Source organism: Nocardia barduliensis (assembly GCF_013315795.1).
Taxonomy (GTDB): domain Bacteria; phylum Actinomycetota; class Actinomycetes; order Mycobacteriales; family Mycobacteriaceae; genus Nocardia; species Nocardia barduliensis.
This window is the reverse complement of record NZ_JABLTE010000119.1, coordinates 1-20,713: the sequence shown is the minus strand read 5'-3', so window position 1 is coordinate 20,713 and position 20,713 is coordinate 1. Positions and strand designations below refer to the sequence as shown.

Sequence of the window (20,713 nt, the reverse complement as noted above, 5' to 3'; positions counted from 1 at the left end):
GGACGGAGAACGCCCACTCGACACTCCGGCAATGCCGAGCCCAACCGCACACCGGGCATGGACACCAGCCAGTTGGGTTGCACCCGCGCGAGACTCGACGCCCACGATCGCATCGGCATGACCCCACTCCGTAGCGCATGCCCGACCAGCGCTCGACCGCCGAAGACACCGACGGTCGGCGCGAAGCCCACCCCACAGACGAAGCGCGGAGGCTGTGCGAATACCCACTACCCCGAACGCGCCGACACGGCACCACCGCACGAACCGGGCCGGACCCGCTACCCCGCCGACTCCGCTCCACAGCAGGTCTCTGACGCGCACTCGGCCAGAACACCCTCGCCACACCACCACACACACGAAGTGCGTGGGAACCGCGCGAATTCACACCGCCCCCGAATGCGCCGACGCAAGGCCAGCGCACGAACCGGGGCCGGAGCTTCCACCCCGCCCCTGGCCGCTCCGCTCCACGGTGACGGAGATCGGGACGTACAGTGCTCAGGCGTGAGTGGGAGCGGTCGGGACCGAGCGGTGGCTGCGGGATACAGCGCGGCCGGGGCGCTGCTGGTGACCGCCCCTTTGCTGGCACCGGGGTATCTGCTCTTGCGGGACGCGGTGAGCACGCCGCGCAGTTATCCGACCGACTCGGCGCTCGGTCTCGGGGACGCGGCACCGCGGGCGGTGCCGCAGGACGCGCTGCTAGCCGTGCTGTCGGCGTTCATCGACGGCGGGTTGCTGGTCAAGGTGATTCTGGTCGTCGCGCTGTGGGCCGCTGGGTACGGGTCGGCGGTGCTGGCGCGCGATCTACTGCGCGCGTCGCTCGGGCCGCAACTGGTGGCCGCGACGGTCGCGCTGTGGAACCCGTACGTCGCCGAACGGCTATTGCAGGGGCACTGGAGCCTGCTGGCCGGATATGCCGCGCTGCCGTGGACAGCGCTGGCTGCTTACCGCCTCCGATCGTCCGCCACCGCGAAACGGCGTCGGCGGAATCTGTCGAACACGCCCGCCCGGCTCGAAAACGGCCTGGACGAGCCGCCCACACCACAGAAATCCGAGCACAGCGAGAACGCCCGACCAACCGACGTTACCGAGGCTCGGCGGCAGACCGCACCAACCGGCAAAGCCGAACCGCGCGACCACGCCACACCAACCGGCGAAGCCGAAGCACCGATCGGCCGATCCGAAAATCCCGGCGGACTTACGCCAGCTGACACACCTGAACCTCCCCACAGCGCCGCACCAGCCGACACGGCGGGTGAGGGCCGGAGAGGTCGGGTCGGGGCGGTACCCCGCGGACGTATGCGGACGGTATCGGCCTGGGCGGCGCTGGCCGGGTCGCTCGCCGCCGCGGGACTCACACCCACCGGAGCGCTGCTGGCGGGCGTGACCGCGTTCGCCTTGGTTCAGCGCCGCCAGTTGCTCCCGGCGTTCGTCGTCTGGGTCGCCGCATCCGCGCCGTGGCTGGCCGCGACCGCGCTGTCGGGTGCGGGCGCTGAGCCGTCCGATCCCGCGGGCATCGCGGCCTTCGCCGCACGTGCCGAGCCCGGCCTCGGCACGCTCGGCAGCGTCGCGGGCCTCGGCGGAATCTGGAACGCCGACGCGGTTCCCGATTCCCGCACCACGCCGCTGGCCGCGATCGCGACCTTGGCTCTGCTGGCCATCGTGGCACTGGGTGTGCGCGCCGTCGCCACGGGGGGCGCCGATCCGGACAACCGCAGGGTCCGCCGCGCGCTGCTGCTGCTCGCGGCGGTCGCGGTGCTGTTTCCCGCGCTCGGCGCGACGGCGTGGGGCATGCAGGCGCTGGAGTGGCTGGTAGCGCACGTGCCCGGTGCGGGTCTGTTGCGGGACACGCAGAAGTACGCGGCCTTGGCCGTGCCCGCCTACGCCCTGTGCGCGGCGGCGGGCTGCGCGGTGACCGCCCGGCGTCTGTCGTCCGTGCCCTCCGACCGGCCCACCACGGCGCACCCGGCCGTGACGTCCACGATCGCGGCGGTATTCGTCGCGCTCGTCGTGCTGCCGCTCTACGACCTCGCCTGGGGTGCCGGTGGAGCCGTCCGGGCGGTGCGCTACCCCGCTGGCTGGCAGCAGGTCGCCGAACGGATCGACGGTCCCGGCGACGTCGCGGTGCTGCCGGGTGGCATGTTCCGCAAATTCCGCTACAGCGGCCCGGCGCCGGTGCTCGATCCGGCGCCGCGCATGCTGCCCAACGACGTCCTACAGACCGGCGAGCTCCCGGTGCGCGGGCGCACGGTGTCCGGCGAGGGCGCGCGCGCCAGAGAAGTGGAAGCCCTTCTCCTGCACGGTGGTCCGGCCTCGGAACTGGCTGGCCGCGGCGTCGGCTGGGTGCTGGTCGAGCGAACCACTCCCGGCCCGCTCGGCGCGTCGGCGACGACGCTGGCCCAGCTCGAGCGCGGCTACGAGGACGCCGACCTCGCGCTGTATCGCGTGCCCGGTGTGATCGAGCACCGCGGATCGACGCCCGCGCAGCGCTCCGTCATCGCCGCCGCCCACGTGCTCTGGGGCGCGTTGCTCGTCGCGAGTCCGCTTGTCGTCCTCTATATCCGGGCACGATCCCGCATGCGAACCCGGCGCTGGTACCAGCGGCGCACGGCTGTCCTCGCGCAGTGATTCAGTCGGCCGTCCGAGGCGCGATCAAGCCGGTGACCTGTTCGCCACGGGCGGCTGCGGCCAGCACCTCGTAGACGCCGATTCCGGTTTGCTCCCAGGAGAATTCGCGCGCGCGGGCGCGCGCCTTCTCGCCCATGACGGTGCGCGCGCCCGGATCGTCCAGCAGATCGCCGACGGCATCGGCCAACTGGGCGACGTCGTCGACCAGGATGCCGGTCGCGCCGTCGACGATGGAATCGGTGAGGCCGCGCGAACTCCGGTAGCCGACCGTCGGCACGCCGTGCTGGGCGGCCTCGATCACCGCGAGCCCCCACCCCTCTTTCCGGGACGGCAGTACGTGCACCCACGCGCGGGCGAGCAGTTCGTGCTTGCGGCGCTCGTCCACGTGCCCGTGGAAGGTGACGGCGTCGGCGATGCCGAGTTCGCGGGCGTTGTCCCGCAGGTTGTCGGCCCACCAGCCGCCGCCGATGACGTCCAGGCGCAGGCCGGGGACGCGGTCGCGCAACCGGGCCACCGCCGCGAGCGCGTCCTCGATCTGCTTGTGCGGCACCAAGCGAGAGAGCACCACGACGGTGGGTGCGGAAGTACGGGTCTCCGCGGCGCCGGTGGGCGCGTCGACTGGAACGGGTTCGGCTCCGTTGCGCACCACCGCGATTCGCGAGCGGTCCACGCCGAGCGCGGCCAATTCCTCCGCCGACGGCAGCGAGACGGTCAGATATTGGTTGCGCCGGTGCACGCGGGGCGACAGCCGCGACTCGATCCACCAGCCGACGCGACCGACCAGCCGGCCCGCCACCGGCCACTGCTCGCGGTGCCCGTGGTGCACCAGCACCACCGACGGCGCCTTGGTGACGGTGGTGGCGAAGAACGGGATGCCGTTCTGGGTGTCGATCACCGCGTCCGGGCGCACCCCGCGCAGCGGGCCGAGACCGATCTTCCCGAGCACGATCGCGGCGAGCGCCCGCGGATACACGGTGTAGCGGCCGCCCGCCCTGCTGATGTCGATGCCGTCGACGCGCTCCCGCCGCGGCGACCCGGGGTAGCGGGCGGTGCGCAGGGTGACTTTGACCCCGCGCGCCGCGAGGTGCGCGCCGACCTGCTCGAGGTACCGCTCGCTGCCGCCGCCCTGCGGGTGCCCGGTGTCACGCCAGCAGAGCAGGAGGACTTCGCGCACGGTGGAGCTTCTCTCGGTCAGTAGGTCCCGGTGGGGAACGTCGGATGTCGCGGTACACCCTAACCCGAGCACCCGCCCGCGATGCCGAGCATCGGGGTTGTGCGAGACTCGGCGCCGTGCTCAAAGCCGAAACGACGCCTGCACGCGGCAGCTCGCCCCGGTTCGCGCGCCGGGCGACCCTGCGCCGGTCGCTGCGACTGCTCGGCAGCTTCCGGTTCGAGCAGACCGATCCGGCGCTGTTCTACGGCGGTCTGGCCGCCGACAGCGCGGCGATGATCGCGGATTTCTACGCCGACCTCACCGGCCGGTCGCTGGACGGTGCGACGATTCTCGACGTCGGCGGCGGACCTGGGTACTTCGCCGACGAGTTCGCCCGCGCCGGCGCACGCTACATACCGGTGGAGCCCGACCCCTCGGAGATGCACGCCGCGGGCCTCTCGGTGGCCGGTGCGGTCCGCGGGTCCGGGATGGCGCTGCCGTTCCGCGACGACGCGCTCGATATCTGTTTCTCGTCGAACGTCGCCGAACACGTCTCGAAGCCGTGGGTGATGGCCGACGAGATGGTGCGGGTGACCAGGCCGGGCGGACTGATCGTGCTGTCCTACACGGTGTGGCACGGCCCGTTCGGCGGGCACGAGACCGGGCCGTGGCACTACCTCGGCGGCGAGTACGCCGCGCGCCGGTATCGGCGCAAGCACGGACGCGAACCCAAGAACAGGTTCGGCACGTCGCTGTTCGCGGTGCGGGCCGCGGACGGATTGCGCTGGGCGGCGGCCACTCCGGCCGAGGTGCACACCGTCTTCCCGCGGTACCACCCCCGCTGGGCGTGGTGGTTGACCCGGGTACCCGTGGTGCGTGAGTTACTGGTGAGCAATCTTGTCGTGGTGGCAACTAAAAGTTAGCCGAGCTAAGGCTCCAGCCATCCGCGACGCCAGTGCCGCTTCCCGCACGGCGCGTGCACCGGCTCGCGCCACGGCGATTCCCGGATAGCCAACCCGACGGTCTCGAGCGTGGTCAGGCCGACCAGGTCGGCCAACATCCCGACGGCGGCGACCGCCTCGGCGGCCTGCATAGCCGCGGTCGCCTGCTCTAGCGTCAAGGTACGGCCAGGTAGGAAGGAGACCACCCACCCGCCGCTGCCGACACACTTCGCCTGATGCTGAGTTTGATCACTGGTCATCAGCGACCGGCCGATCACTTGCACCGCCATGACTCGGACTCCCCAGTTTGCGGTAACGGTTCGGTAATGGAGCGAGCTGATATGTCGCTACAGCATCCCCTCTTCAGCAACAGAACGCAATAGTGCGTTCTGCGAAAAGCGAACCGAGAGGTCGGGATTCACACTGGCCAGGGCCTCGCCGCGGCGTAAAACTGGAACAGGTTACAGACATACGGCGGGCAAAACTGTAACGTGTTCTCATGCATTACGAGAGCTTGTTCATCGGCGGCCGCTGGACCGCGCCAGCCACCGCCGAGCGCATCCAGGTCATCTCGCCGGCCACGGTCGAGCCGGTGGGCAGCGTCCCCGCGGTGAGCCGGGCCGACGTCGACGCCGCGGTCACCGCGGCCAGGCACGCCTTCGACCACGGCCCGTGGCCCGCCACCCCGCCGAAGGAGCGCGCCGCGGTGCTCACCCGCGCCGCCCGGCTGATCGAACAGCGCTCCGCGGACCTGCTCGCCGCGCTGACCGCCGAGGTCGGCGTACCGCAGATGATGGCGATGACGCTCAACCAGATCCCCGCCGTCGCCGCGCTCGACGCTTACGCGGCCCTGGCCGAGACCTTCCCGTGGCGGGAGACCCGGGTGGGCGCGTTCGGCACCACGCGGGTCATCCGCGAGCCGCGCGGCGTCGTCGCGGCGGTCACCGCCTGGAACGTCCCACTGTTCCTCGCGGTCAACAAGCTCGCCCCCGCACTGCTGGCCGGCTGCACCGTGGTGCTCAAGCCCGCCCCGCTGACGCCGATCACGGCCAACATGGTCGCCGACATCTTCACCGAGGCCGGAGTGCCCGAAGGGGTGCTCTCGGTGCTGCCCGCCGAGCCCGACGCGGCCGAGTACCTGGTCTCCCATCCCGGCGTGGACAAGGTGACCTTCACCGGAAGCACCGCGGTCGGCCGCAGGATCGGCGCCATCGCCACCGGCCAGCTCAAGAGCGTCTCGCTCGAACTCGGCGGCAAGTCCGCGGCGATCCTGCTGCCCGACATGGACGTCGCGGCCGGCATCCCGGTGCTCGCGTTCTCCGGTCTGATGAACAGCGGCCAGGGCTGTGTCGCGCAGACCCGCGTCCTCGCCCCGCGCAGCCGGTACGACGAGATCCTCGACGCGCTGGTCGAACACGTGAAGACGATGAAGGTGGGCGACCCCACCGACCCGAGCGTGCAGCTGGGTCCGCTGATCTCCGAGCGCCAGCGCGATCGGGTCGAGGGATACATCGCCAAGGGCAAGGCCGAGGGCGCGCGACTCGTGCTCGGCGGCGGCCGTCCGGCGGGCCTGGACCGCGGCTGGTTCGTCGAACCGACGATCTTCGCCGACGTGGACAACAAGTCGACCATCGCCCAGGAGGAGATCTTCGGGCCGGTGCTGTCGGTCATCCCGTACGAGACCGAGGACGAGGCCGTGGCCATCGCCAACGACTCGGTCTACGGCCTGGCCGGCTCGGTCTGGACGGCCGATGTCGAACACGGCGCCGAGATCGCGGCGCGGGTGCGTACCGGGACCTACGCGATCAATTGGTATGCGTTCGACCCGAGTTCGCCGTTCGGCGGCTACAAGGCCTCCGGGCTCGGACGCGAGAACGGCCCGGAGGGTCTCGATGCGTTCTGCGAGCAGAAGTCGCTGCTCATGCCGCTCGGCTGGACCGGGTGATCAGTCGGGTGGCATGACCACGCGCAGCAGCGGCGCACGGTTGCCGTAGCGCCGGGGCGGCGCGTCGACGATTTCGACGCGCCATCCGGGCGGCAGCACCGCAAGCAGCCGCCCCGCGGCCCGGCGCAGCGGTGTGCTCGCCGGCACCGACTCGAATTCGGCAACCATGGGGGCAAGGGACGTCGCCGTCTCCAGATCGGCCATGTTCCAACCACCTCTCGCGCGTCGATCTCGCCGTACGCCGCGGGCATCGCGGGTCCGATGTCGGTAGGAAGTCGTTCAGTCGATCAGTTAACCGTTGGTAATCCGACTGTCTGATGGGGAAGGTAGAACACGCCAAGCATAAATCACGAGTACACGAAATCTCTCAACAAGATCATTACCCCGTTCCGTACGCGGCTAAACCCATCGAGCCGTAGGAAATTCGCGGATTGCCGGTCCTCGTCGGCACTTCCCCGTGTGGCCCTCTGCAAGCACCTTTTTGCCGGGCAATCGAATCATGTGCTGCACAACGTCATTCCACCTGATCAGCACCGCCCAGCCGTACTCATCCGCCCAGCGCTCGGCGATACGCACCAGGTGTGACGCCGGTCGCCGCGCGCAGGTGCACCCGCAGCGCGGTGACGCTGCCGAATCCGGCTCGGGCCGCGACGACTTCCACTGGCAAACGCGTAGTTTCCAGCAGTTCGCGGGCACGCGCGGTGCGCTGGGCGTCCAGCCACCGCCGCGGCGTGGTGCCCACTTCCGCCTTGAAGCGGCGGATGAAGGTGCGCTCGCTCATCAGCGCGTGCGCGGCCAGCGCCGAGACATTTACCGCCGCAGCCGGTTCGGCGACCGCCCAAGCCAGAGTGGCGGCGAGACCGCCGTCGGCCGCCGAGACGCCCGGCCGGTGCGGAACGTACTGCGCCTGACCACCCTCCCGATGCGGCGCGGTGACGTTCCATCTCGCCAGCTCCGCAGCCGCGTGCGCACCCAGTTCTGCGCGCACGATGTGCAGGCACAGGTCGAGGCCCGCCGACAGCCCGGCCGAGGTCAGTACGTCGCCGTCGTCCACGTACAACGCGGTCGGGTCCAGTCGCACCGCCGGATACAGCTCGGCGAACTCGCCGCAGTAGGCCCAATGCGTGGTCGCCGGTCGTCCGTCCAGTAACCCGGCCTCGGCCAGGACGAACGCGCCGACGCAGATGCTCACCATGGTCGCGCCCCGTGCCGCCGCGCTGCGCAGGGCGACCAACGCCTCCCGCGGCGTGGGCAGCGTCGGAATGCCGATCCCCGGCACGACGACGACATCCGCCTCCCGCAGCGCCTCCAGCCCGTGTTCCACCCGCAATTCGAAGCCATTGGGCGTCCACACCGGCCCCGGACGCAATCCGCAAGTCCGCATCTCGAAGCCCGCGGGCTCCCCGGTCTTACCCGGCCCGTGCCGGAACGCCTGAACAGCACAGGCCAGGTCGAACGCCATGACTCCGTCCAACGCCAGCGCCACCACTCGCTTCATCACCCTCAGCTTGGCACGAACCCGAGCACCACAGCCATTCCTGCCACCTCCCCCAAGCGCGTTCACCCCCACATCTGTCCCCCTGGCTGGCTCACCCATCGATGTTCTGGCGAGCAGCCCGATAAGCGTGGCCCAGGGAGCGTAGTGAGATGGCGGGGATCAAGCGCCGGTCGACCGCCATTCGACTACCGCCGACACCTGCACTTTGACACGAATCCGAGCATTGGTGGCGCTTGCGCCACTCGTGCCCCGGCGCCACGCACACTTGACTGCAACTGCACGCCGAGTTGCGACGAGAAGGAGGGCACAGTGGCCGTAGCGACGGGCCTGGATTGGGCATGGGCCACCCGTACCGGGGGCGCATTGTCGAAGGGGCAACGCGTACGGATGGCCGTCGCGACCGCTCGGACGCTGCCCGCCATGGCCCCCAACCGGGTTCGGCTCGCGCTGGGCCGGCGGGGGCGCGGGAAGCTGGAGTTGGCGGGTTTGCGGCTGCCCGATTCCAAGCTCGCCGTCGCGGCGGAGACCGAGGCACGTGAGGTGCTGTCACCGCCGGTACTCAACCATTCGCTGCGAACCTACTACTTCGGACGGGTCCTGGCCGAGCTCGATGGCGTCGCCTACGACGACGAACTCGTCTACGTCTCCTGTCTGCTGCACGATCTACAGCTCGAAAAACCCACGCCCGGTAGGTGTTTCGCGGTGGCAGGCGGGGAGCGGGCCGCTGCCGTCGCACTCGGCGCGGGCGCCACACCGGAGCGGGCCGACGCGATCGGCGCGGCCATCGCCGCCCACATCACCCCCGGGGTGGCCGACGACCTCGGCGACCCGGGCGGCTTCGTCTCCGCGGGCGCTTCGGTGGACGTGCTCGGCACGCGGCTGGCGGATGTAGATCCGGATTGGGTCGATGAACTGCTGCGACGCCACCCAAGGCTGGAGTTCAAGCGGCACGTGATCGCGGCCTTCCGAGCGGAAGCGAAGGCGATGCCGCGTGGCCGGATCCATTTTCTCAACCGCGCGGGGTTCCTGGCCATGATCCGCTTGTCGCCGTTCGGCGAATAGCGCCGCGATCACCGCGCGAAGCGCGCAAAAGTTTTGTCGCGCAGAACAAATCGCCCGCACCATCCGTCAGATGGTGCGGGCGAGGTGCTACTTTGGGTGGAGTGTCAGCCCAGACGCTGCTTGAGCGCCTCGAACTCGTCGCGCACGCCGGACGGCAGCTTGTCACCGACGAACTCGAACCACTCTTCGATCAGCGGGATCTCCTTGCGCCACTCCTCGGCGTTCACGGCGAGCGCCTCGTCGACGTCCTTGGGGTCGACGTCCAGCCCGTCCAGGTCGAGCTGCGTGGCGGTCGGCACGTTGCCGATCGCGGTCGCCTCGGCCTCGGCGGACCCTTCGATGCGGCCGACGATCCACTCCAGCACGCGGGAGTTCTCACCGAAGCCGGGCCACAGGAAGCGGCCGTCGTCACCGCGGCGGAACCAGTTGACGTAGAAGATCTTCGGCAGCTTGGCGGCGTCGGCGTTCTTGCCGAGGTCGATCCAGTGGCCCAGGTAGTCACCGACGTGGTAGCCCAGGAACGGCAGCATGGCCATCGGGTCGCGGCGCACGGTGCCCACCTTGCCCTCGGCGGCCGCGGTTTGCTCGGAGGACAGCGTCGCGCCCATGAAGACACCGTGCTGCCAGTCGAAGGACTCGGTGACCAGCGGAACGGTGGTCTTGCGGCGGCCGCCGAACAGGATCGCCGAGATCGGCACACCCTGCGGGTCGTCCCACTCCGGCGCCAGGATCGGGCACTGCGCCATCGGCGTGCAGTAGCGCGAGTTCGGGTGGGCGGCCAGCGTCTCGGTCTCCCGCAGGTACCAGTCGTTGCCCTTCCAGTCGATCAGGTGGTCGGGCTCGCCCTCCAAGCCCTCCCACCACACGTCGCCGTTGTCGGTCAGCGCGACGTTGGTGTAGACCGTGTTGCCCGCTTCCATGGTGGCCATGGCGTTCGGGTTCGAGCTGCGGTTGGTGCCCGGCGCGACGCCGAAGAAGCCGTACTCCGGGTTCACCGCGTAGAGGCGGCCGTCCTTGCCGAAGCGCATCCAGGCGATGTCGTCACCCAGGGTCTCGGCGCGCCAGCCCGGCACGGTCGGCTGGATCATCGCGAGGTTGGTCTTGCCGCAGGCGCTCGGGAACGCGGCGGCGATGTAGTACGCCTTGTTCTCCGGGGAGATCAGCTTGAGGATCAGCATGTGCTCGGCCAGCCAGCCCTCGTCGTGGGCCATCGCCGAGGCGATCCGCAGCGAGTAGCACTTCTTGCCGAGCAGCGCGTTGCCGCCGTAGCCGGAGCCGTAGCTCCAGATCTCCCGGTCCTCGGGGAAGTGGGTGATGTATTTGGTGTCGTTGCACGGCCACGGCACGTCGGCCTGGCCATCGGCCAGCGGCGCGCCCACGGAGTGCAGCGCCTTCACGAACGGACGGTCGGCGCCCAGCTTCTCCAGCGCGGCGGCGCCCATGCGGGTCATCACGCGCATCGACACCACGACGTACTCGGAGTCGGTGATCTCGACGCCCAGCTTGGGATCCTCGGCGCCCAGCGGACCCATGCAGAACGGCACCACGTACATGGTGCGGCCCTTCATCGAGCCCCGGTACAGCTCGGTCATCGTGGCGCGCATCTCGGTCGGGTCGACCCAGTTGTTGGTCGGGCCCGCGTCGGCCTCGGACTTCGAACAGATGAACGTGCGGGATTCCACCCGGGCCACGTCGGAGGGATCGGAGAGGGCGAGGAAGGAGTTCGGCTTCTTCTTCTCGTCCAGGCGCTGGAACGTCCCCGCCGCCACGAGCTGCTCGGTGAGCCGCTCCCATTCCTCGTCGGAGCCGTCCGCCCACACCACTCGATCCGGCTGGGTGAGTTCGGCGACTTCTTGTACCCAGGCGAGTAGTTCGCTGTGCTCGGTCGGCGCCTTGCCGTCGGATCCACGAAGACCAGGAATGGTCGCTGACGTCATGAAAACTCTCCTGAGATGGGCGACTACTCGCTGCCTCGCCGCCTGGCCCTAGGCCCATGACCAGCGCGAATGCACCGAGCGCCACCGTTGGCGGGAAGGCGCCCGCTCCGACCGGTCGAACGCGCACCCCAGGAGGGCGGCAGATCAGGACTTAGCGGACGCCCAAGTTCCTGAATAGAGGTTAACGCGATGTGACGGCCGGTACGGTATCGGGTTCCTCACTGTGTACCCAATCGGTCGTTCGTTTCAACAGGCGGAAGCCAACGATCGAGTATCCGGATATCGCGCTCGCATGCGGCGAGCTGACCGGGCTGCGCGGCCGCGATCCGGCGCAATTCGGCCTCCAGCCGGGCCACCCGGCGATCGGTCTCGACCATTCGCGCGGTGCTTGCCTGGACCACATGGTCGGCCAGAACGGTCTCGGCTTCCACGAGCGCGGTCGCCACCTGCTGCTCGAGCTGGGCTTTTACGTTGACCAGCGCGTCGGCCACCCATTGCCGGATGTGCGCTCGCTCGGCCAGCTGGCCGCGAGCGCGGACCACCCAGGCCGCCGCACCACCGCCGAGCAGCAAGGTCACCGGCACGGTCGCGACGTCGAGGGCGGGGACGAGCGAGAAGGGAGCAACCAGCAGGCGACCGAGGCCGACACCCGCCGACGCGCCGAGCGCGATCATAAGGTGATCTTCGACACCCCGGTGCCGGGGCTCGGGGTCCGGCCCCACCCGCGGGGCCGGGTCGCGCCGTCGCGGCGGTATACCCCGGTCCGTGCCCGCGATCCGGTCGCTCAGTTCGGCGAGGCGCTGGTCGATGAGGTGATCGAGGGCACCGGTCAGTTCGGTGACGCCTTGCTGCAGCCGGGCGGGGTAGCCGCCGATATCGGCGACGCGCAGCCGATCCAGCTCGGCGCGCGCGGCCGCGTGCAGTGCCCGGACGCGCGCGCCGATGTCGGTCATCAGGTCCACCCGGGCCAAGTGCAACTGCCCACGCAGGGCGGACATCGCGGTGGCCCGTCCACCGTCGCGGGCGGCCAGCAGCACGGCGCGCTCCTCGCGCAGACGGGCCGGTTCGGCGCCGGAGCGCAGCGCGGCCACCTGTTCGACCACCCGCTGCCGCGTGTCGGCCAAGACCCGCCCGGTGACCGCGCCCGGCCGGTCGCCCCCCGCGGCGGCCGCGGCGGTGAGCCGGGCGTGCAAGGCACCGAGACCGGAGCGGTCGAGCAGTCCGGCGTCCCCAGCGGTGCGCGCGGCGGCGGCCAGCCGCGCCGAGACCGGCACGATGTCCAGGTCGGTGACGCCCTGCTCAGCGAGCAGCTCCAGGTTCCGCGCCTGCACCGTGCGCCAGTCCTGGTAGGCGTGGATGCCGTTCATAGCGAGGAGCAGGTGGGTGCCCTCCGCGCGCAACCGGTGGATCACGCCCAGCAGGTCCGCGCCGAGGGTGGTGCCCGCGTCGAGCAGGATCAGCGCGACCGCGGGCGCGGCGGGCGAGGTGGTCTCCACCGCGTTCGCGTCGGCGACCGGTTCGGACAGCGTGACACGCGGTTCGAACCGGGCCAGTTCGGTGCGCAGCAGGGTCGTGTTGACGTCGGCGGGGCCGATAACCGTGACCGCGCCCGGCGCTCCTGACCCGTGCACCGCGCGCAACAGCGCCATCCCTTGCGGGTTCCAGCGCTCCACCACGGCCGCGAGTTCGGGCGATGCGGCGACCGCCGTCGCCAGGGCCGGGCGATCGGATTCGCCCTCGGCGGCTCGCGAGGACACCTCGGGTCCGCCGGGCGAGACCGGCTCCGCCCCGGCGGACGTGACCGCCGTCGACGCTTCCGGGGGTTCAGAGACCGGCACTGCTCATCCGTTCCCATAGTCGGACGTAGCCGTTGTGCACGCGCAAGGCCGCGCGGCGGGCGGCCGGGGGCATGTCGCTGGTGACGACGGCGCGCCAGCGCGCGGCTCGGGTCAGCGCGTCGTCGGCGTCGGCCGGTGCGGGCGCGGCGTATCCCGCCGCGAGATGGGCCACCTCCGGTCCGGCGAGCCCCGCGCAGAGCCCCAGCCAGAGAGCGTCGTCACCGCGGAGATAGGACTCCAGCAGGTCGCGTGCCCGACCGCCGTCCTCCGGGACCGCGCGGGCCGCCAGCCGGGCCAGCTCGTCGAGCAGTTCGCCGCCGCGCAGCGCGGACACCTGCTCGTAGCGGCGCTGCAGCAGCCGGTGCAGCGCGTCGATGCCGCTGGCCGCGTGCAGCACCTGCAGCAGCGCCTGCGGTGTGAGCCGCGGGTCGTGGCGCAGGGCCGTGCACGCGCAGGCCACGCCGTACAGGTCCCAGCGGCGCAGCAACTGCTCGCGCTCCGCGGCGTCCGGACCGGGCGCGACGAACAGATCCGGCGACAGGGTCAGCGCCGGGTCGGCTTCGCCTGCGAGCTTGCGCAGCAGGTCCAGCTCGGCGCCGGTCAGCGCGCCTGCCCTGGTACGCATGGCCAGCGACGCGACCACCGGAACCACCGGAATCCGCAGTTGGCCGCCGTACTGTTCGGCCGCGGCCACCGCGTCGGCCCAGCGGGAGCCGATCGCGTCGGCCTTGTTCAACACCGCGATCGTGCGCTGCGGCGGCAGGGTGGCCAGCATCCTGCGATCGGCCGGCGACGGCGCGGCCGACAAGACGTAGACGACGATGTCGGCGTCGAGTTCCGGATCGGCTGCTCCCGGCTGGTCCACCGGATCGGTCTCCACCGCGGACATCAGCGCGAGCGCGTGCAGCACCGTGGTCCGTCCCGCGTGCGCACGCCCGGTCACCTGGATGCGCGGCGGTCTACGCCACGCGCTGACGGCCGCTGCGGCGGCGTACCCGATCTGCGGATCACGCCCGGTCCCGAAGCGCAACTCGGCGAGCAGCTTGTCGAGCTGATCGTGATCGGGCGTGGGAACACCGCGCTCCCGCAACGGCCCGTCGGAATCAGTGGCTGTCGGCATGCTGCACACCCCCTTTTACGGTGCGCAATTCTGTCAGAAGTACGGGCGCCGGACAGGTTCGACGGCTCAGCTGCCGCTGAAGTACTTGTTCGCGGTGCGCACCGCCCAGTTCGGCGCGTACTTCGCCACCGTCGCCAGCACCTTCGCCTGGGTGCCGATCTCGTAGTGCACTTTCGGCAGGCGGGCGCGCTTGCGCGTGGCCTCCCAGATACCGGCCGCGACGTCCTCCGCCGACAGCCGCACGCCGAGCGACTTCGTCGTCCCGGTCGTCACACCGTCCACCATGGCCGTGGCCACGAACATCGGCCAGATCGCCAGGACCCGGATGTCGTAGCGCTCCCATTCGAGGTCCAGCGCCTCGGTGAAGCTCTTGACCGCCGATTTCGTCGCGCCATAGGTCGCGAGCTCGGCTTGGCCGTAGATCGCCGAAGCCGAGCAGAGGTTGACCACCTGGGCGCCGGGGGTGTCCCGCAGATAGCGGAACGCGCTGTGCGTTCCCGCGAGCACTCCCACCAGGTTGACCTCGACGATCGCCCGATGGGCCGACAGTTCGATCGACTCGAACGCCCCCGAGCGCAAGATGCCCGCGTTGTTGACCAGGATGTCCAACCGTCCGGTCGCGGCGTGGAACTCGGCCAGCCGCTCCGCCCACTGCGTGTCGTTCGTCACATCGAGCACTCCGGTGTGCACGTGACCGCCCTTGCCAGCGATATCACCAGAGAGCCTGGTCAGACCCACTTCGTCGATGTCGTAGGCCCCGACGTGGTATCCCTGCGCAGCGAAAAGCAAGGCCGTGGCTCGCCCGATACCGGCCGCCGCGCCGGTGATGAACACTGTCGGTCTGCTCATGCCCGGGGAGTCTAGTGCCGCGGACGCCGTGTACTCCGGGGTTCCCAGACGCCCGGTCGGTCACTTACCCTGCTGAAGTGGTCGGCACCTTAACCGGTGCGCAGCTTCATCTTTCGCATGCGGCGACCGACCTCGACGATGAGGAGGTTGCGATGACCGCGAATGTCATCGGCGCTACCGATCTGGAGCCTGGCTCTCCCGCGGACCGCAAGCCTTTGCTGCCCAGCGTGGACCCGTTCCATCGACCGCCGAAAGGGTTCGCGGCCAAGGCGCCGGGCACCATCCTGCGCAGCAGGAAGATCGAGGTGGCGCTGTTCGGGGTCATCCCGCAGCGGGTGTCGGCCTGGCAGCTCCTGTATCGCAGCTCTGACCTGCACGGAGCCCCGGAAGCGGCGATCACGACGGTCCTGCTGCCGCTGGGCGCGGAGCCGGACGAGGATCGTCCGCTGCTGGCCTTCCAGACCGCGATGGACGCGGTGACCGAGAAATGCTCCCCGTCCTACGCGCTGCGCTACGGCGCGCGGGCGCTCGGGTCGGTCACCCAGTTGGAATGGCTGCTGGTCGCGAACGCGCTGCGGCGCGGCTGGGCGGTCAGCATCGCCGACCACGAAGGCCCGCACGGAAACTTCGGCGCGCCGCGGGAGCCCGGCTACCGGGCGCTCGACGGCATCCGCGCCGCGCTGCGCTTCGGCCCGCTCGGGCTCGGCCCCGAGACCCGCGTCGCGGTGTGGGGTTACTCCGGCGGCGGCATGGCCAGCTCCTGGACGGTGGAGATGGCGCCGACCTACGCCCCGGAACTCCACATCGTCGGCGCGGTGCTCGGCGCCCCGGTGGGCGACCCGGGCCAGGTCTTCGACCGGCTGAACGGCACTCCCTTCGCGGGCCTGCCCGCCATCGTGATCGCCGCCCTCCGCAGGCTGTATCCCGCCTTGAGCTCGGTGATCGATGACGAACTGAACTCCGACGGCCGCCGGTTCGTCGTCCGCGCGGAGAACGCGACGCCGCTGGGCGCGATCCTCGGCTTGGCGGGCAAGAAGGTGGACGACTTCCTCAGCCGTCCGCTCTCCGAGGTGCTCGACACCCCCGCACTGCGCGCGATGTTCGAGGATCTGCGGCTCGGCAACGCCACGCCCACCTGCCCGCTGCTGGTGGTGCAACCCATCCACGACCAGATCATCCACATGGACGGCATCGACGGTCAGGTGGCGCGCTACCGCCGCGGCGGCGCCGCGGTGACCTACGTCCGCGACCGGCTCAGCGAGCACTTCTCGCTGCTGCCGCTGTCCACGCCGATCAGCCTGGACTGGCTGGCCGACCGGCTCGCCGGGCAACCGGTGAGCGACGTCGGCGACACCACCGTGTGGTCGGTCGCCGCCTCGCCCTCGGGCGTGCGCGGCCTGCTGGAGATGGCCGTGACCGCGGCCAAGGTCGCGCTGGGCCGTCCACTGCGTCAGCAGCAGCCGACCGCCGCCAGAATCGCCCCCGCGCGCGCGGCCTGACCTCCTGCTCAGCGGCCCGTGCACAACCGCTTACCGCACGGATCGCCGGATGCTGGACAATGGACGCCGTGAACGACGCCGCGAACCATACTGCCGAGTCAGTTCCGGGCCCGCCGTCCACAGCTTCGGCTCCGGCCGAGGGCGGGCCCGGACACAAGACCGGCTCCCGCCTGTACCCACGAGTCACCAGCTTCCGGTCGCGCAGGGGCGCGCTGACCGCGACCCAGCAGCAATCCTGGGACCGGATGTGGCCCTCGATCGGCCGCGAGGTCGCCGACGAGCCGCTGGACGCGGCCGCCTGGTTCGGCCGCGACGCGCCGCTGGTCATCGAGATCGGCTGCGGCACAGGCACCGCGACGGCAGCCATGGCACAGGCCGAACCGCACCTGAACCTGATCGGCATCGAGGTCTACCAGCCCGGCCTCGCGCAGTTGGTGCAGCGCATCGAGCGCGAAGGGATCGGTAACATCCGCCTGCTGCGCGGCGACGCGGTGGACGTGCTGGAGAACATGATTGCCGTGGAGTCGCTGACAGGCGTCCGCGTCTTCTTCCCCGACCCGTGGCCGAAGGCGCGCCACCACAAGCGGCGGCTGCTGCAACCCGCGACGGTGGCGTTGATCGCCAGCAGGCTGAAGCCGGGCGGTGTGCTGCACGTCGCCACCGACCATGCCGGTTACGCCGAGCACATCCACGCGGTCGGCATGGCGGAACCCCTGCTCGAGGGATGGAACGAGAGCACGGGCGGGGTCAGCGCGGAGCATCGCGCCACGGCCCCCATCGGTTTCGAACGTCCCGTCACGAAATTCGAAGGCAAGGCGCATCGCGCCGGTAGCGCCATCACGGAACTCGTATGGGGGAAGATCGACCGATGAGCGTCAGTGAGATGGCCCACGAAGTGGTCGATGTTGCCGGGGAGGTGCACGGGGGCGGAGCAGAAGGTCTGGGCGGCTCGGCGCCGGACGTGCGCCGCGTCCTGTTGGTGTGGGACGCCCCGAACCTCGACATGGGTCTCGGCGCCATCCTGGGCGGCCGCCCCACCGCGGCCTACCGCCCCCGGTTCGACGCGCTCGGCCGCTGGCTGCTGGCCCGCACCGCCGAACTCTCGGTGGGCGCGGTGCACCGCGTGGAACCCGAGGCCACCGTCTTCACCAACATCGCGCCGGGCACCGCCGACGTCGTGCGGCCCTGGGTAGAGGCGCTGCGCAACGTCGGCTACGCGGTCTTCGCCAAACCCAAGATCGACGAGGACTCCGACGTCGACGCCGACATGCTGGGCCACATCGCCCTCCGCAGTCGCGGCGCGGGCCTTGCGGGCATCATGGTCGCCTCGGCCGACGGCCAGGCGTTCCGCGAACCGCTGGAGGAACTGGCGGCCAAAGGAGTGCCGGTCCAGGTGCTCGGGTTCCGCGAGCACGCGAGTTGGGCCGTCACATCCGATACTCTCGAATTCATCGACCTCGAGGACATTCCGGGCGTGTTCCGTGAACCGCTGCCCCGCGTGAGCCTCGACTCGCTGCCCGACGAGGGTGCCTGGCTGCAGCCGTTCCGGCCGCTGTCGGCACTGCTCACCTCTCGCCCCGCCCAAGGAGTCGCTTAGTGTTCACACGCTGGGGCGATCTGGTATATCGGCTGCGTTTCGCCGTCATCGGCATCGTCGTGGCCGCACTCTTGGCTCTAGGCGGATACGGCCTCGGCTTGGAGCAGCATCTCAGCTCCAGCGGTTGGGACGATCCGACGTCGGAGTCGGCACAGGCGGCGCGAATCGCCGACTCGGCGTTCGGGCGCGATCACAACAGCGACGTTATCGTCCTCTACACCCCGCCCGAGGGCAAAACGATCGAAGACCCGCAGTTCCGTGCGAAGGTCGTCGACAGCCTCAACCGGTTGCCCAAGGAGCATCCGAACGAGATCGCCATGGTCAACGGGGCCTACTGGCAGACCGAGACCGGCCCCGGCTTCCCGGCGACCTTCGGTTCGAAGGACAAGAAGTACACCTTCGCCTCGATCGCCATCGTCGGTGACAGCGACACCGAGATGGTGCGCAACTTCCGGAAAGTGAAGGACGTCTTCTACATTCCGGGCGTCGACGTCCAGGTCACCGGTCTGCAGGCCGTGGCCGGCACCCTCAACGACACCATGGCGGCCGACCAGAAGCGCATGGAGATGCTCGCCATCCCGGCCGTCGCGGTGCTGTTGTTCTTCATCTTCGGTGGGCTGATCGCCGCGGGCTTGCCGCTGGTCGTCGGTGGCCTCACGGTCATCGGCGCCAACGGGATCATCATGTTCCTGACCAAGTTCACCGAGGTCAATTCGTTCGTCTCCGGCGTCGTCTCGATGATCGGACTCGGTCTCGCCATCGACTACGGCTTGTTCATCGTCAGTCGCTTCCGCGAGGAACTGGCCGAAGGCTACGACACCCGCGCGGCGGTACGGCGTTCGGTGATAACGGCGGGGCGCACCGTGGTGTTCTCCGCGACCATGATCATCGCCAGCCTCGGCGGCATGCTGCTGTTCCCCCAGGGCTTCCTGAAATCGGTGGCCTACGGCACGATCGCGACGGTCTCGCTGGCGGCGCTCACCGCTATCACGATCCTGCCCGCGATGCTCGGCGTCCTCGGCCCCCGCGTGGACATGCTCGGCCTGAAGAGGTTCCGCAAGACCAAGACCGCGGAGGAAGTCGAGAACGGCTTCTGGGGCCGGATCACGCAGTGGGTGATGAAGCACCCGCTCAAGATCGCCGTGCCCATCTGCATCGTCCTGCTGCTGCTCATCATCCCGGTGAAGAACCTTGCTTTCGGTGGCATCAACGAGCGATACCTGCCGCCGGACAACAAAACCCGCGTGGCGCTGGAGAATTTCTACGAGGTCTTCCCGCTGAAGAAGACCGACCCGGTCCAGATCGTCATGGTCTCCGACGACAGCACCGCGGTCGGCAAGGTGTACCGGGAAGCCAAAGCGGCTCCTGGCCACACCGGCTTCGACGTGCCCAGCCGTTCCATCAGCCAACCGAACGTCTATCGGACGAGCGCGACCCTCGAAGATTCGGAGAACGCGGATCCGACCATCGAGTATCTGCGCTCGATCGACGTCCCCGACAACGTCCAGCTCTACGTCGGCGGCCAGCCGACGATTCAAAAGGACAGCATCGACGCGCTGCTCGAACGCATGCCTTTGATGATCGCGCTGGTCATGTTGGTGACGACGCTGCTGATGTTCCTCACCTTCGGCTCGCTGGTATTGCCGATCAAGGCCGCGCTCATGAGTGCGCTCGGCCTCGGGTCCACGCTCGGCATCTTGACGTGGATCTTCGTCGACGGCCACGGTGCGAAGCTGCTGAACTTCACGCCGCAGCCGATCATGTCGCCGGTGCTGGTGCTGATCATCGCCGTCATCTACGGCCTGTCCACCGACTACGAGGTCTTCCTGCTCTCCCGGATGGTCGAGGCACGCACCATGGGCGCCTCCACCACCGAGGCGGTGCGCGCGGGTACCGCGCACACCGGCCGCATCATCACCGCGGCCGCGCTCATCCTGCTCGTCGTGGTCGGCGCGTTCGCGTTCTCGGATCTGGTGATGATGCAGTACATCGCCTACGGCCTCATCGCGGCGCTGTTCATCGACGCGACCATCCTGCGCATGCTGCTGGTGCCCGCCACCATGAAGCTGCTCGGCGACGACTGCTGGTGGGCGCCCGCGTGGATGAAGAAGATCCAGCAGAAGATCGGGCTCGGCGAGCCCATCCTCGACGACGAACGCCCCGGCGGCGGTGACGTGGTCGATCTGGTCAAGACGACGCCGATCACCGACCCGGTGACAATGCAGATACCCGCCGTCGCCGCAGCGAACAAGGTGCCGAGGCGCAAGCCGCGTACCGTCGCCGAGATCGAGGCCGAGGCGCCCACCAGGCGGTTGGACCGGGTCCCGCCCTCGCCCGCACCGCAGGCGACGCCCGCGCCGCCGCCGCTCGATCCGACCAGGCAGCGTCCGGAACCGCCGCGCAGTGCCACGCCGCCGCACGGCGAGCCGATTCGTCCGCGGCGAATCTCGCAGACGCCGAACCCGCCGCGCCCGGATCAGGCGGAGCAGTGGCCGCGGTCCACTCCACCTCTGCCGCAGGACCCCCCAGGTCCGCGGCCCCCCGCGGGCCTGCTGCCGGAGCAGAACGCGCCGCACGTCAGTGTGCCGTCGGTGATCTTTCCCGAGCACAGCCCGGGAGCCGCTGTCTCACCCGTCACGCCGCCCGCGC

16 protein-coding genes are annotated in these 20,713 nt (G+C 69.9%); 8 read left to right on the top strand and 8 right to left on the bottom strand.

Annotated features, from left to right (window positions below; all coding sequences use genetic code 11):
- The first annotated feature begins 501 nt into the window (after positions 1–501).
- Positions 502–2,625, top strand: a complete 2,124-nt coding sequence (locus tag HOV91_RS40305; protein WP_312884858.1) for an MmpA family trehalose lipid delivery protein — start codon at positions 502–504, stop codon at positions 2,623–2,625.
- A 1-nt stretch (position 2,626) separates the two neighbouring features.
- Here the strand turns inward: HOV91_RS40305 and HOV91_RS33025 are convergent, their stop codons facing one another.
- Entirely contained in the window at positions 2,627–3,799 is a 1,173-nt protein-coding gene (locus HOV91_RS33025) for a glycosyltransferase family 4 protein (RefSeq protein ID WP_174189183.1), read from the bottom strand.
- Positions 3,800–3,915: 116 nt separating this feature from the next.
- On the opposite strand from HOV91_RS33025, the gene HOV91_RS33020 reads away from it, so the two are divergent.
- Positions 3,916–4,701, top strand: a complete 786-nt coding sequence (locus HOV91_RS33020; protein WP_174189182.1) for a class I SAM-dependent methyltransferase — start codon at positions 3,916–3,918, stop codon at positions 4,699–4,701.
- Between the two features lie 5 nt (positions 4,702–4,706).
- Here the strand turns inward: HOV91_RS33020 and HOV91_RS33015 are convergent, their stop codons facing one another.
- Positions 4,707–5,009, bottom strand: coding sequence for a hypothetical protein (locus tag HOV91_RS33015; protein WP_174189181.1), 303 nt, complete (start codon positions 5,007–5,009; stop codon positions 4,707–4,709).
- Positions 5,010–5,218: 209 nt separating this feature from the next.
- On the opposite strand from HOV91_RS33015, the gene HOV91_RS33010 reads away from it, so the two are divergent.
- On the top strand, positions 5,219–6,664 hold the full coding sequence (locus HOV91_RS33010) for an aldehyde dehydrogenase (RefSeq protein ID WP_174189180.1): 1,446 nt from the start codon (positions 5,219–5,221) through the stop codon (positions 6,662–6,664).
- Here HOV91_RS33010 and HOV91_RS33005 read toward each other — a convergent pair whose 3' ends face one another.
- A complete protein-coding gene (locus tag HOV91_RS33005) occupies positions 6,665–6,868 on the bottom strand; it encodes a hypothetical protein (RefSeq protein ID WP_174189171.1) in 204 nt (67 codons plus the stop codon). It lies immediately after the preceding gene.
- Between the two features lie 343 nt (positions 6,869–7,211).
- Positions 7,212–8,162 carry a GlxA family transcriptional regulator gene (locus HOV91_RS33000; protein ID WP_174189179.1) on the bottom strand — a complete coding sequence of 317 codons (951 nt, stop codon included), beginning with the start codon at positions 8,160–8,162 and terminating at the stop codon, positions 7,212–7,214.
- Between the two features lie 309 nt (positions 8,163–8,471).
- Between HOV91_RS33000 and HOV91_RS32995 the strand changes: the two genes are divergently transcribed.
- On the top strand, positions 8,472–9,224 hold the full coding sequence (locus tag HOV91_RS32995) for an HD domain-containing protein (RefSeq protein WP_174189178.1): 753 nt from the start codon (positions 8,472–8,474) through the stop codon (positions 9,222–9,224).
- A 104-nt stretch (positions 9,225–9,328) separates the two neighbouring features.
- Here HOV91_RS32995 and HOV91_RS32990 read toward each other — a convergent pair whose 3' ends face one another.
- From HOV91_RS32990 to HOV91_RS32975, 4 genes are all read right to left on the bottom strand, one after another.
- Positions 9,329–11,161 carry a phosphoenolpyruvate carboxykinase (GTP) gene (locus tag HOV91_RS32990; protein ID WP_174189177.1) on the bottom strand — a complete coding sequence of 611 codons (1,833 nt, stop codon included), beginning with the start codon at positions 11,159–11,161 and terminating at the stop codon, positions 9,329–9,331.
- Between the two features lie 218 nt (positions 11,162–11,379).
- The gene (locus HOV91_RS32985) at positions 11,380–12,999 is read right to left on the bottom strand and encodes a hypothetical protein (protein ID WP_312884857.1); all 1,620 of its coding nucleotides are present in this window, start codon (positions 12,997–12,999) and stop codon (positions 11,380–11,382) included.
- A complete protein-coding gene (locus HOV91_RS32980) occupies positions 12,986–14,119 on the bottom strand; it encodes an ERA-like protein 1 (RefSeq protein WP_174189176.1) in 1,134 nt (377 codons plus the stop codon). Before HOV91_RS32980 ends, HOV91_RS32985 begins: the two co-directional genes overlap by 14 nt.
- A gap of 66 nt (positions 14,120–14,185) precedes the next feature.
- Entirely contained in the window at positions 14,186–14,968 is a 783-nt protein-coding gene (locus HOV91_RS32975; RefSeq protein WP_174189175.1) for an SDR family oxidoreductase, read from the bottom strand.
- A gap of 152 nt (positions 14,969–15,120) precedes the next feature.
- Here HOV91_RS32975 and HOV91_RS32970 point away from each other — a divergent pair, with 152 nt between their 5' ends.
- From HOV91_RS32970 to HOV91_RS32955, 4 genes are all read left to right on the top strand, one after another.
- Positions 15,121–16,467 (top strand): lipase family protein, encoded by a 1,347-nt coding sequence (locus HOV91_RS32970; RefSeq protein WP_174189174.1) that lies wholly within the window; start codon positions 15,121–15,123, stop codon positions 16,465–16,467.
- 59 nt (positions 16,468–16,526) lie between these two features.
- Positions 16,527–17,339: a tRNA (guanosine(46)-N7)-methyltransferase TrmB gene (trmB, locus tag HOV91_RS32965; RefSeq protein WP_174189173.1), complete on the top strand. Its 813-nt coding sequence runs from the start codon at positions 16,527–16,529 to the stop codon at positions 17,337–17,339.
- Positions 17,336–18,064: an NYN domain-containing protein gene (locus tag HOV91_RS32960; RefSeq protein ID WP_174189172.1), complete on the top strand. Its 729-nt coding sequence runs from the start codon at positions 17,336–17,338 to the stop codon at positions 18,062–18,064. The genes trmB and HOV91_RS32960 overlap by 4 nt, the downstream gene beginning before the upstream one ends.
- A partial coding sequence (locus tag HOV91_RS32955; protein ID WP_312884855.1) for an MMPL family transporter occupies positions 18,064–20,713 on the top strand: 2,650 nt, incomplete at its 3' end. The genes HOV91_RS32960 and HOV91_RS32955, both read left to right, overlap by 1 nt.